This window comes from Klebsiella ornithinolytica (genome assembly GCF_030505655.1).
GTDB lineage: Bacteria > Pseudomonadota > Gammaproteobacteria > Enterobacterales > Enterobacteriaceae > Klebsiella > Klebsiella ornithinolytica.
Map to the genome: position 1 here is coordinate 3651268 of NZ_CP130153.1, position 12890 is coordinate 3664157.

The 12890-nt window shown below is 55.5% G+C and carries 11 protein-coding genes; 3 read left to right on the forward strand and 8 right to left on the reverse strand.

The window, feature by feature from the left end; translation table 11 throughout:
- Positions 1-6 precede the first annotated feature (6 nt).
- Complete coding sequence (gene matP, locus Q1L34_RS17525; protein ID WP_004860155.1) at positions 7-459, reverse strand: macrodomain Ter protein MatP; 453 nt, start codon at positions 457-459, stop codon at positions 7-9.
- Positions 460-644: 185 nt separating this feature from the next.
- Here matP and Q1L34_RS17530 point away from each other — a divergent pair, with 185 nt between their 5' ends.
- Together Q1L34_RS17530 and fabA are read left to right on the forward strand one after the other, a co-directional pair.
- Positions 645-2402, forward strand: a complete 1758-nt coding sequence (locus Q1L34_RS17530) for an AAA family ATPase (protein ID WP_004860153.1) — start codon at positions 645-647, stop codon at positions 2400-2402.
- A gap of 69 nt (positions 2403-2471) precedes the next feature.
- Complete coding sequence (fabA, locus tag Q1L34_RS17535) at positions 2472-2990, forward strand: bifunctional 3-hydroxydecanoyl-ACP dehydratase/trans-2-decenoyl-ACP isomerase (RefSeq protein ID WP_327204217.1); 519 nt, start codon at positions 2472-2474, stop codon at positions 2988-2990.
- Positions 2991-3056: 66 nt separating this feature from the next.
- On the opposite strand, the gene rmf is transcribed toward fabA, so the two are convergent.
- The 6 genes from rmf to rlmKL form a co-directional block, all read right to left on the reverse strand.
- A complete protein-coding gene (gene rmf, locus Q1L34_RS17540; protein WP_004871568.1) occupies positions 3057-3224 on the reverse strand; it encodes a ribosome modulation factor in 168 nt (55 codons plus the stop codon).
- Between the two features lie 255 nt (positions 3225-3479).
- On the reverse strand, positions 3480-4040 hold the full coding sequence (gene pqiC / locus Q1L34_RS17545; protein ID WP_004860145.1) for a membrane integrity-associated transporter subunit PqiC: 561 nt from the start codon (positions 4038-4040) through the stop codon (positions 3480-3482).
- A complete protein-coding gene (gene pqiB / locus Q1L34_RS17550; protein WP_004860144.1) occupies positions 4040-5677 on the reverse strand; it encodes an intermembrane transport protein PqiB in 1638 nt (545 codons plus the stop codon). Before pqiB ends, pqiC begins: the two co-directional genes overlap by 1 nt.
- Positions 5667-6935 carry a membrane integrity-associated transporter subunit PqiA gene (gene pqiA / locus Q1L34_RS17555; RefSeq protein WP_044346494.1) on the reverse strand — a complete coding sequence of 423 codons (1269 nt, stop codon included), beginning with the start codon at positions 6933-6935 and terminating at the stop codon, positions 5667-5669. Before pqiA ends, pqiB begins: the two co-directional genes overlap by 11 nt.
- Positions 6936-6949: 14 nt before the next feature.
- A complete protein-coding gene (locus tag Q1L34_RS17560; protein ID WP_004860139.1) occupies positions 6950-8857 on the reverse strand; it encodes an ABC transporter ATP-binding protein in 1908 nt (635 codons plus the stop codon).
- Positions 8858-8869: 12 nt separating this feature from the next.
- Positions 8870-10975 carry a bifunctional 23S rRNA (guanine(2069)-N(7))-methyltransferase RlmK/23S rRNA (guanine(2445)-N(2))-methyltransferase RlmL gene (gene rlmKL, locus Q1L34_RS17565; RefSeq protein ID WP_015584713.1) on the reverse strand — a complete coding sequence of 702 codons (2106 nt, stop codon included), beginning with the start codon at positions 10973-10975 and terminating at the stop codon, positions 8870-8872.
- Positions 10976-11073: 98 nt separating this feature from the next.
- Between rlmKL and Q1L34_RS17570 the strand changes: the two genes are divergently transcribed.
- Entirely contained in the window at positions 11074-12183 is a 1110-nt protein-coding gene (locus Q1L34_RS17570; protein WP_054828927.1) for a YcbX family protein, read from the forward strand.
- A 6-nt stretch (positions 12184-12189) separates the two neighbouring features.
- Here the strand turns inward: Q1L34_RS17570 and zapC are convergent, their stop codons facing one another.
- Positions 12190-12732, reverse strand: coding sequence for a cell division protein ZapC (gene zapC, locus Q1L34_RS17575; RefSeq protein ID WP_004860132.1), 543 nt, complete (start codon positions 12730-12732; stop codon positions 12190-12192).
- Positions 12733-12890 lie beyond the last annotated feature (158 nt).

Genomic DNA, 12890 nt, shown 5'->3' on the forward strand with positions numbered 1-12890 from the left:
TTGCAGCTACTCTTTCCCCAACAGCACCTGTAGATCGTGCTTCAGGCTGGACATTTTACTGGCGTACTTCTCTTTATGCTCGGCGTCTTCAATCAACTGTACGATGGTTTCAGACAGGGTTTTTCCACGCCGCTGCGCGAGTCCCGCCAGTCGCTGCCAGACGATAAACTCCAGATCGATCGACTTTTTGCGCGTGTGCAGATGCTCAGCGTTGAAGTGCCGTTTCCGACGCGCGCGGATTGTCTGCTTCATCCGGTTCATTAACTCCGGATTCATATGCTGCTCAATCCAGGTATGCACCAGAACAGGTTCATTTTCGAGCGTCAGTAAGACATCGACCGCGGCTTTCGCTGCGCTGGCTTCAATGTAGCGGGTAATCAGCTCACCTTCCCGGTGCTTTTTTACCAGATATTTCCATTTCCAGCCGCTTTCAAGGTTTTCCAGTTGTTGATATTTCATTGCGATCTCAATGTGACCGTGTAACTCATTTCAGGATATCAGTTTTTTCCCAATGTGCTGAGAATAAATCATCATTCGTGATGCAGGTAGCCCGGTAATCATCGCGGCAAACGCAATCCCCCGTGTGCTCAGACGCAGCATAAGGTATAATCGCGCGTTTTACATCTGACTAAAAAACAGCGACTTTGACCATTACGAAACTTACCCGAAACGACCTCGCTCCTGATACGGAAAGTTATCAGGCGCTGTTTGCACAAGCCGATTTAGCCCAGGCGGAAGATGGCCTCTCCGGCGAACTGCAGCCCCGTTTATTCTATGGTCTGGAGCAACTTCTGGTGACTCCGACCATCTCGCCATTCATGCTGGTGAAAGCCCCGGAAGAGCCGGAGTACCTGCAGTGGCTGGCGACGGAAACGCGAACCTTACATGAGCCTGCCGCACCGCTCTACGGTGTGCGCTATCAGGTCAATGGCGGCAACGTCACCCTCACCCCGGCTAAAGATGCCGACGATAATTTTGCCAGCTCCGCGCCGGTTGAAACTGCCGACTGGGTAGAAGCGGAGCAGCTCTTTGGCTGCGTGCGCCAATTTAACGGCGAAATCACTCTCCAGCCGGGACTGGTACACCGGGCCAACGGCGGCGTACTGATTATTTCTCTGCGCGCGTTACTCGCTCAGCCGCTGCTCTGGATGCGTCTGAAAAGCATGGTCACCCGCCAGCGCTTTGACTGGCTGTCCATTGACGAGTCTCGTCCTCTGCCGGTCGCGATTCCCTCTATGGCGCTCAGCCTGAAAGTGATTCTGGTTGGAGAACGTGATTCATTGGCCGATTTCCAGGAGATGGAGCCCGAACTCTCCGCTCAGGCGATTTACAGCGAATACGAAGAGAATATACAGATTGCCGATGCGGATACGCTCAAACTGTGGTGTCAGTGGGTAGGGAAAAACGCGCAGCAGCTCGGACTACCGGGAGTGGCCGCTGACGCCTGGCCCCTGCTGATTCAGGAAGCCGCGCGTTATACCGGCGATCAGGAGACATTACCGCTGTGCCCGCTCTGGATAGCCCGCCAGCTACGCGAAGCGGCGGCGTTCTGCGAAGGTGGGCAGATCACCGCGGAAGAGATGCAAACCATGCTGGCCCGCCGCGAGTGGCGTGAAGGCTATCTCGCCGAGCGGATTCAGGACGAAATCCTGCAAGAACAGATAATGATTGAAACCGAAGGCGAATGCATCGGCCAGATTAACGCCTTGTCGGTCATCGAATTCCCCGGACATCCGCGTCCGTTTGGCGAACCGTCTCGCATCAGCTGCGTGGTACACATCGGCGACGGTGAGTTCATTGACGTTGAACGTAAGGCGGAACTGGGCGGCAACATCCATGCCAAAGGCATGATGATCATGCAGGCGTTCCTGATGTCCGAGCTGGAACTCGAACAGCAGCTCCCCTTCACGGCTTCGCTGACCTTCGAACAATCCTACAGTGAAGTCGACGGCGACAGCGCCTCGATGGCCGAGCTATGTGCGCTAATCAGCGCTCTCGCTGGCGTACCGATTAATCAGAGCATCGCCATTACCGGTTCCGTCGATCAGTTTGGTCGCGTGCAGCCGGTAGGCGGCCTTAATGAGAAAATCGAAGGCTTTTTCACCATTTGCCAGCAGCGCGGATTAACCGGTAAGCAAGGGGTCATTATTCCCGCGGCAAATATCCGCCACCTGAGTCTGGCAGCAGAACTCCGGCAGGCCGTTGCTGACGAGCAGTTTTTCATCTGGGCGGTGGAAGATGTCACGGAAGCGCTGCCTGTTCTGACCCAGCTGCTCTGGGACGGTGAAGGGCAAACTTTACGGCAAACCATCCAGGAACGGATCGCGCAGGCGACGCAGCAAGAGAGTCGTCATCGTTTTCCGTGGCCGCTACGCTGGTTAGGTGGTTCAGGTTCGAACTGATCGGACTTGTTCAGCTTACACGTGTTAGCTATCCTGCGTCCCGAACTCAAAATAAGGCTTACTGAAAACATGGTAGATAAACGCGAATCCTATACGAAAGAAGACCTTCTTGCCTCTGGCCGTGGTGAACTGTTTGGCGCAAAAGGCCCACAGTTACCCGCGCCGAATATGCTGATGATGGACCGCGTCATCAAAATGACTGAGACGGGTGGTAACTACGATAAAGGTTATGTTGAAGCAGAACTCGATATTAACCCGGACCTGTGGTTCTTCGGTTGCCACTTTATCGGCGATCCGGTTATGCCTGGCTGTCTGGGACTGGATGCCATGTGGCAGCTGGTTGGTTTCTATCTGGGCTGGCTCGGCGGCGAAGGCAAAGGCCGCGCACTGGGCGTTGGCGAGGTAAAATTCACCGGCCAGGTCCTGCCGAGTGCGAAGAAAGTCACTTACCGTATTCACTTCAAACGCGTTGTTAACCGTCGTCTGATTATGGGCCTGGCGGATGGTGAAGTGCTGGTTGACGATCGTCTGATCTACACCGCAAACGATCTGAAAGTCGGTCTGTTCCAGGATACGTCTGCATTCTGATAAGCAGCGATGCTTAAAAAAGGCGAAGCCCCCGCTCTGCGGAGGCTTCTTTTTTTAAAGAGACAGTCAGGCAGTTTGTACCCTGTCCTCCATGGCTTCTCGCCAGCCTCCTAGCCAGTAGGACCTTTGGTTCAAGGTCTGGTAGGGACACATTTCTTTCGATCTTCCGGTTATCCCGGCCTGGTATCCACGTTGATGTGCCCGTTCCAGGCGATCTCGTTTTTGTCTCTTCATGCCTCGTTTCCCTCATTATTTGATCTGGTGGAAAAGAAAACAGTGGTCACTAAACGTGCAACCACGGTTAACGAATACCGCGAATCAGAGGCAACGTCAATGCGCAAAATTCACGCCATTGTCATAATTGTGAGCTACATGAAAATTCATTTGTACAAAAAATGTGAACCGGCACAAGTAACGATCTGACGAGACAAATAAAAAAACCGCGGGGTTTTTCAGACCACCGCGGCGCTTCATTTTCATTCATTTTGCTTATGGCAGGCGATTCAATTCGCTGGCAATTGCCGTGGCTTCCTGAGACCAGGCCTGAGCCAGGGTCTTCACCATCGCATCATAGCCATCCTGCTGCTGCTTAAGCTCAATATTGAACGGACGCTTAATCAGCTGCCCCTGATGCTTGAGCAACCACTCACCGCTGACAATGACCCGGCCATCGTAACGGCCATGGAAGCCATTAACCGCCACGTTGAGCGTATCCTGTTCGCTGCCCAGAGGCTGTGAAGCAACCACCCAGCCCGGAAGTTGAGCACTCAGATTCGCCACCAGCGTCGTACGCAGCTGCTGATCGAGCGGGCTGGCCCACAGATTGTTATTGGCAATGACATACTGCACGTCACTGGTTTGATAGACCACCCCGTTGCCCGCCAGATAATCCGGGATACTGACCTGTTCAACCCACAGCAGATTTCTGCTCTGGTGGGCGGCGCTTTGCGCGCCGCTTTGTACAACCGGAAGCTGATAGTAGGTTTTATTTTCCCCACTGCTGCAGGCCGCCAACGCGCAGGCCGCAGCCACAATTAGCCATTTTTTCATTATTTCGCTCCCTTCGGCTGAGGATCTTTCTTATCCTTGGCCTCGAATACCAGCGCATTGCTCTTATCATTGAGCGTTTTCAGTACCGGCTGCAGTTCGCGAAGAACCTGATCCAGTCGCTGCATATCGGCCACCATTTTATTGTATGCCGCCGAGCCTGGCTGGAAGCCCTGCATACTGCGGTTCAGTTCGCGCAGCGTATTCTGCATATCGCCAGGAAGCTGCTGCATTGACGGGCTTGCCGCTATCTTGTTCAGGCTATCCAGCGTGGTCTGAACATGCTGCATCGTTTTTTCACTTTGCGCCAGCGTGGTGGTCGCTTGTTCCAACAGCGGATTTATCGGCAGGTTGTTAATCTTATCCAGCGCTTCCATCAGGCGCTGCTGGATCTGCGCCAGACCACCGCTGATTGTTGGAATGATCGGATAGGATCCAAACTCCTGAATCTTGCCGCGCGGAGGCGCCTTCGGATAGAAGTCGAGATCGATATACAGCGCACCGGTCACCAGGTTCCCTGTTTTCAGCGATCCCCGCAGGCCACGATTAATCAGATCATCAATATGCGTACGGATATTTGGATCGCCGCCGAGCTGACTGATCAGCCGTTCTGGTTCAATACGAACCTCTACCGGGATACGATAGTCTTCATTCAGGTGCTGATACAGTCCTGGAATAAAGAACGGCACTTTACCGACGGTACCCAGGCGGATTCCACGGAACTCGACCGGAGCCCCCGGCTGCAGTCCGCGCACCGAGTCTTTAAAGAACATGACGTAATCAATATGCTGGGTAAAGACGGAATCCTGAATGCTCTTCTGATCGTCAAACAGATGGTAACCCGTTTTGTTCGCCACCGGCTCGCCCATATCCAGACCTTCCGGGATATCAAAGCTGACGCCGCCGCCGAACAGGGTCGCCAGCGATCCCATCTCCACGCGCATCCCGGATGAGGAGAGATCGACCGCAATACCGCTGTCTTTCCAGAAGCGGACGTTGGTTGTTACCAGACGATCGTTGGGCGCATTGATAAACAGCTGATAGGTGATGCTGCGCTTTTGGGCATCAAAGGAGCTGGTTTCCACTGATCCAACGCGATAGCCACGGAAGAGTACCGGATCGCCAGGCGACAGCTGACCCGCTTTATTACTCTCCAGCAGAATACGGATCCCTTTTGCATCCGGCGAAGCCAGCGGCGGAGAGTCCAGCAGCGGGAAACGGGCGGGCTCCCCGCCTTTCGTCCCCGGCTGCAGTTCAATATATGCTCCGGACAACAGCGTACCGAGTCCGCTGATCCCTTCACGTCCTACCTGCGGTTTGACGACCCAAAAAACGGAATCTTCATGCAACAGTTTCTTCATGCCGGCGTTCAGCCGGGCTTTAATCTCTACGTGGGTCAGATCGTCGGTCAACGTGGCGCTCTCGACGACCCCCACATCCACGCTGCGGCTTTTAATCCGGGTTTTCCCGCCTTCAATCCCTTCAGCGTTGGTGGTGATCAGCGTCACTTCCGGCCCTTGATGGCTGTAGTGATAAAAAAGAATCCACGCGCCGATTAGCACAGTGACGATGGGGAAGATCCACACGGGTGACCAGTTCTTCACCTTTTGCACTTTCGCTTCTCCGCTCTTATTTTCCATGCTGCTGCATTTCCTCATGGCTTGAATCTGGTTCACGGTCCCACAACAAACGAGGGTCAAAGGTCATGGCTGAGAACATTGTCATGACAACAACGAGCGCAAACATCACCGCCCCTATCGCAGGATAGATACTCATCAACCCTCCCATGCGCACCAGCGCCGAGAGCACAGCGATGACAAAAACATCAATCATTGACCAGCGGCCAACAAACTCCACAATTTCGTAAATCAGGTGCATGCGCTCCGAGTCGCGCTGTCCGTTACCGTTAGCGTTCCAGCACAGCCAGGCAATGGCGAGCATTTTCAGCGTCGGCACCATAATACTGGCGATAAATATCACCAGCGCCACCGGGTACGAGCCTTCACTCCACAGCAGGATCACCCCCGCCATGATCGTTGACGGCAATTTATCGCCCAGTAAATCGGTAATCATGATCGGCATGATATTGGCGGGCAGATAAAGGACGCATGAGGTCAGCAGCAGGGCCAGCGTCCACTGCAGGCTATGCTTGCGTCGCGCGGTACCTTTTGTCTGACAGCGGGGACAAACGGCTTCATCAGCGGGCAAAACCGCGGTACAGCACGAACATGAACGTAGCCCCTGGCGGATCCCCGTCACGCCGATCTTCAGCGGCTGCGTCACCGCCGGCATCGGGGCAATATCGTCCCACAACCAGCGCCGGTCTACGCACTGCAGCGCACGCAGCTGCAGCATGCAGAACAAACACCAGGGAACGAAGCTTAAGCCGACGCCGATATCACCGTATGCCATCAGCTTGACGAAGCTCACCAGCACCCCGGCGAGGAAAATCTCCGCCATTCCCCAGGTTTTAAGGTGAAACAGAATGCGCGCCAGAAACGCCTTTAGCGCGCGCGGCATATGAATGCGGTTGACCAGCAGCAGAATGGTGACCAGACAAAAAGCGGGCACCAGCTGTACGAAGAGTAAAAAGAAGGTGCCGAGGCTGGCGTAATCTTCGCTAAACAGCACACCGGGGATTTCCAGCAGCTTGATTTCGCTGCTGAGACCGCTCACCTTCATATCCACAAAGGGAAACAGATTGGCCAACAGCAGCATAAACAACGCCACCAGCGCATAGGCTGTAGGACGCTGCCGGGGCGCGTCCCACGAAGTTGTCAGCGTCGTGCCGCAGCGCGGACACACGGCTTTCTGGCGATGCTCCAGCTGCGGCAAAGCCACCAGCAAATCACATTGTGGGCACAGGATATGCCGCGCAGCATGATGATGATCGCACATGAAAACTCCTCAGCTTATGCGCCGTTTTTTAATCCTTCGAGATATTCCCAGCGTTCAAAGGCAGTTTCCAGCGCCTGTTCCGCCTCGGCCAGCTGCGCCAGCACCTGCTGCGTATGATCATGGGACTGGCCAAAGAAAGAAGGATCGGCAACCTGTTCCTGCAGGGTTTGCAGTTGGGTTTCCAGTTCTTCGAGCCGTTGTGGCAACTGTTCCAGTTCGCGCTGCAGGTTATAGCTTAGTTTGCCTGATGCTCGTTTGACACTTTCTGCTTTCGGTTGAGCAACCTCTACCGCTTTTTTGCTAATCTGCTGCTTTTGCGCCAGATACTGCGCTTGCTGGCCGCGGGCGTCGTGATAGCCGCCGACATATTGCCCGATGCGCCCTTCCCCTTCGAAGATCCAGCACTCGGTAACGGTATTATCGACGAATTGACGGTCGTGGCTGACCAGCATCACGGTGCCCTGATAACCGTCCACCAGCTCTTCCAGCAGTTCGAGGGTTTCGACATCCAGATCGTTGGTCGGTTCATCGAGGATCAGCAGGTTGCTGGGCTTGAGGAACAGACGCGCCAGCAGCAGGCGGTTACGCTCACCGCCGGAGAGCGCGCGCACCGGTGTCATCGCGCGCTTCGGATGGAACATGAAGTCCTGCAGGTAGCCCAGAACGTGGCGCGGCTTACCGTTGACCATCACTTCCTGCTTGCCTTCCGCAAGGTTGTCCATCACCGTTTTATCCGGGTCAAGCTCCGCGCGGTGCTGGTCGAAGTAGGCCACTTCCAGCTTGGTCCCGACGTGAATACGTCCGCTATCCGCTTTCAGCTGACCAAGCATCAATTTCAGCAGCGTGGTTTTCCCACAGCCGTTCGGGCCAATCAGGGCAATTTTGTCACCGCGCTGGATCTGGGCGCTGAAATCCTTAATCAGGACCTTGCCATCAACCTGGTAGTTGACGTTCTCCATTTCGAAGACAATCTTACCCGAGCGAGCAGCCTCTTCGACCTGCATCTTCGCGCTGCCCATCACTTCACGGCGCTCGCCACGTTCGCGGCGCATGGCTTTCAGTGCCCGCACACGCCCTTCGTTACGGGTACGACGCGCTTTGATCCCCTGACGGATCCACACCTCTTCCTGCGCCAGCTTACGATCGAATTCCGCATTCTGGAGCTCTTCCACGCGCAGCGCTTCTTCTTTATCCAGCAGATACTGATCGTAGTTCCCCGGGTAGGTCACCAGCTTGCCGCGATCGAGATCGACAATCCGCGTCGCCATGTTGCGAATAAAGGAACGGTCGTGCGAGATGAAAATAATGGTCCCTTTGAAGGTCTTGAGGAAACCTTCCAGCCAGTCAATGGTTTCAATATCCAGGTGGTTGGTCGGTTCATCGAGCAGCAGCACGCGCGGCCCGCTGACCAGGGCGCGGCCGAGAGCCGCTTTACGCAGCCAGCCGCCGGAGAGCGAGGAGAGCTCGGCGTTGGCATCGAGATTAAGCTGCTCCAGCACTTCGTTAATACGGCTGTCGAGCTGCCACAGCCCTAAATTGTCCAGCTGCTCCTGCAGACGCGCCAGTTCATTCAGGTTCTTGTCGCTCGGGTCGGTCATCACCAACTGCGAAACATCGTGATAGCCTTTGAGATAGGCCGCCTGCTCGGCGATGCCTTCGGCAACGAAATCATAGACGGTTCCGCTCACATTACGCGGCGGATCCTGCTGCAGTCGCGCGACCACCAGATCCAGCTCATAAATAATGCGCCCGTCATCCAGCCCCTGCTCCCGGTTAAGGATTTTCATCAGGGTGGATTTGCCCGCGCCGTTGCGCCCGACCAGACAGACGCGTTCGTTATCTTCGATATGCAACTCGGCATTATCCAGCAGCGGAGAGTCGCTGAAGGAGAGCCAGGCACCATGCATACTAATTAATGACATTCTTTATTCCTTTCAGGCTGCAGTAATCAGCCAGCAGTTGTGGATCTGACGGTTACGGGCGAAATCCTGAGACAGCGTTTTTTGGGTAATTTCTTGCGCTTTCAGCCCCAGCTGCGCCAGCCCGTCATGATCCATACGGAAACCGCGTTTGTTATTCGAGAACATAATCGTGCCGCCTTTACGCAGCAGACGTTTGAGATCCGTCATCAGACGCAGGTGGTCGCGCTGCACGTCGAAGGCATCTTCCATGCGTTTTGAGTTAGAGAACGTCGGCGGATCGATAAAGATCAGATCGAACTGCTCATCGCTCTCGCGCAGCCAGCCCAGCACGTCAGCCTGCATCAGGCGATGCGCGCGCCCGGTTAAGCCGTTGAGGCGCAGGTTACGTTCGGCCCATTCAAGATAAGTTCGCGACATATCGACGGTGGTCGTTGAACGCGCCCCGCCGAGGCCGGCATGAACGCTGGCGCTGCCGGTGTAGGCGAAAAGGTTGAGGAAGTCTTTCCCTTTGCTCATCTGGCCCAGCATGCGACGCGCAATACGGTGGTCAAGGAACAGACCGGTATCCAGATAGTCGGTCAGGTTGACCCACAGACGCGCGTTATACTCCTGAACCTCGAGGAAATCGCCCTTCTCGGCCATTTTCTGATACTGGTTTTTCCCTTTCTGCCGCTCGCGGGTTTTCAACACCAGCTTATTCGGCGCAATGCCAAGCACGGAGATCGTTGCGGCGATAATATCGAACAGACGCTGACGCGCTTTATGCGCATCAACCGTTTTCGGCGGCGCATACTCCTGTACCACAACCCACTCGCCGTAGCGGTCGATCGCGACGTTATACTCCGGCAGATCGGCATCATACAGCCGGTAACACTCGATCCCTTCCTGACGCGCCCATTTCTCGTATTTCTTCAGATTTTTGCGCAGGCGGTTAGCGAAATCTTCCGCCAGGGAGACCGCGCCGCTGCCGTCGTTTTCCGCCAGATGGTAATTCTTCTGTACGCAGTCCAGCGGGCCGTTCTTGGCTTTAAACTGCTTGTCCGCACGCAATTGCAGGCAGCTCAGAAGCTCCGGCGATGCGCTGAACAGCGACAGATTCCAGCCGCCAAACTGGGTTTTCATCGTCCGACCAAGCAGGCTATGCAGGGCAATCAGCGCCGGCTCGCTTTCAAGACGTTCGCCGTACGGCGGGTTGCTGATAACGGTCCCGTACGGGCCTTTTGGCAGCGGATTGCTGAGTTGGGCAACATCTTTCGCTTCAAATGTAATCAGTTCGCCGACGCCCGCGCGACGGGCGTTGCTGCGCGCGCGTTCAATGACGCGGGCATCGACATCAGAGCCATAGAAACGCGACTCATAGGCCGCCAGCCCTTTACGTGCGCGGGTCTGTGCTTCGGCCTTCACCTCTTTCCAGACCGCGTCATCGTGCTGCAGCCAGCCGTTGAAGCCCCAGTGACCGCGATGCAGACCCGGTGCGCGGTCGGTCGCCAGCATAGCGGCTTCAATCAGCAGCGTACCGGAGCCGCACATAGGATCGAGCAGCGGCGTTCCCGGAACCCAGCCAGAGCGCATGACGATCGCCGAAGCGAGCGTCTCTTTGATCGGCGCCATGCCGGTGCCGTCGCGGTAGCCGCGCAGGTGCAGACCTTCGCCGCTGAGATCGAGTGAAATGTGCGCCGTCTCTTTATTCAGCCAGACATTAATCCGCAGATCGGGGTTTTCACGATCGACGTTTGGCCGCGGCAGATTTTTACGCGTGAAGCTATCGACGATCGCATCTTTAACCTTTAACGCCCCGTACTGACTGTTGCGAATCTCATCGTTCAGCCCGCTAAAATGGACGGCGAAGGTGGCGTCAGGGGTGAAAATCTCCGTCCATGGAATGGCCTGCACACCGAGGTACAGATCCAGGTCGCTATACACGCTACACTGGCCCAGCGGCAGCATGATGCGCGAAGCCAGTCGGCTCCACATCAGGCTTTGATACAACAGGCGCGTATCCCCCTGAAAATGGACCCCGCCCTGGACAACCTGGCAGTCCACCGCGCCAAGTGCTTCCAGTTCAGTTTTTAACAGCTCTTCAAGGCCACGAGCCGTACTGGCAAACAGAGAATTCATATCGTCACTTTTACTAAAAGAAAATTGTTGCGCATTATAGCCAATATGCGCCCCATGTCATAAAGTTAAAGGCTTATTTTTAAGCCCAGAGGCAGCGCATGATAACGCTATCGCGACTTTTTATTCATCCCGTCAAATCCATGCGTGGAATTGGTCTGACGCACGCGTTTGCCGATATCAGCGGCCTGGCCTTCGATCGCGCCTTTATGGTGACGGAAACCGATGGCACCTTTATTACTGCCCGCCAGTTTCCACAGATGGTGAAGTTTACGCCATCCCCGCTGCACGACGGTATTCATCTGACGGCGGTAGACGGCAGCAGCGCGATAGTGCGCTTCAGCGATTTTTCAGCGCAGGGTGCGCCTACCGAGGTATGGGGGAATCACTTCACCGCGCTGATTGCTCCGCCATCGGTCAACCAGTGGCTCAGCGGTTTCTTTAACCGCGATGTTCAGCTCCGCTGGTTAGGCCCTCACCTCACCCGGCGGGTGAAGCGCCATGATGCCGTCCCACTCACCTTCGCCGATGGTTTCCCCTATCTGCTGGCTAACGAAGCCTCACTGCGCGATCTGCAACAACGCTGTCCGGCCAGCGTACGAATGGAGCAGTTTCGCCCTAATCTGGTGGTGATCGGCGCGGCGGCCTGGGAAGAGGATACCTGGAAAGTGATTCGCATTGGTGACGTGGTTTTTGACGTCGCCAAACCATGTAGCCGCTGCGTGCTGACGACCGTCAGTCCGGAACGGGGGCAAAAGCATCCCTCCGGTGAACCGCTGGCCACGCTGCAGCAGTTCCGCACCGCGCTGGATAACGGCGATGTCGATTTTGGGCAAAACCTGATTGCCCGCAACAGCGGCGTCGTGCGCGTGGGCGATGAAGTGGAAGTGCTGACTCGCGGCCCGGCAAAAGCCTACGGCGCAGGCGAGAGCGACGATACGCCGGCGGTTGTCGCACAGCCGGATGCGGTCATTGAAATTGAATGGCAGGGGCAGCGGTTTAGCGGCAATAATCAGCAGGTATTGCTGGAGCAGCTGGAGCAAAAAGGCATTCGCATCCCCTACTCTTGTCGGGCTGGGATTTGCGGCAGCTGCCGCATCAGACTGGAAGAAGGCGAGGTCAGCCCGTTGAAGAAAAACGCGGTCGCTGGCGATGGTACGATTCTGTGCTGTAGCTGTATACCGAAAACGGCCTTACGGCTGGCGCCTTAGCGCGTTTTAGACCGCCTGACCCAGGCTGTAGCTGGTCATACCCTGCGCCGGTTGCAGCCTGTCATTCATGATTTTAATCACATCCCCCAGCTGCATGACTCGCCCGGCGACCGTCACGCCCGGCTGCGCCAACAGACAGAGCGCGGCATTTTCACCCGGTTCAACCACCAGCAGATTAACCTGCTGTCCGCTATCGCTGAGCCAGGCGCTGGCGGCATCGCCGGTGGCGGGCTGCCAGGAGACCTCATGCGTTGTGAAGTGCCAGCTTTTTGGCATCTGCGGTTTCAGGAAGCGAATGGCGACCAGCGCGTTGAGAACTAATTCCGCGCGCTGCTCTTTAGATAACTCGATATCGCGACATTTTTCTTCAAAAGAGAAATACAGCGCGGCATCGTCAACACAGAATCCGGAAGGTGAGAAGGCGTCGGGCGTCAACATTCGACGCGCAAACCGCGAACGGAACAACATACCATTGGCCAAATCGAGCATCATACGATCGTGCTCTTCATCGTAATACCAACGCCAGTTATCGTCAGGTTTAATTCGCATCGTTCCCCCGTCCTCTTTCCCGTGCATCTCTTATGCAATAGCATCCTGCAGCAGAATAATTTCCAAAATTAAGAAAAGACTAAAATGTCTAAATAAGCAACAATGAAGGAATATAAAACAACCAGGGCCGGAAATAAAGCCCTGGGGGGGATCAGAGG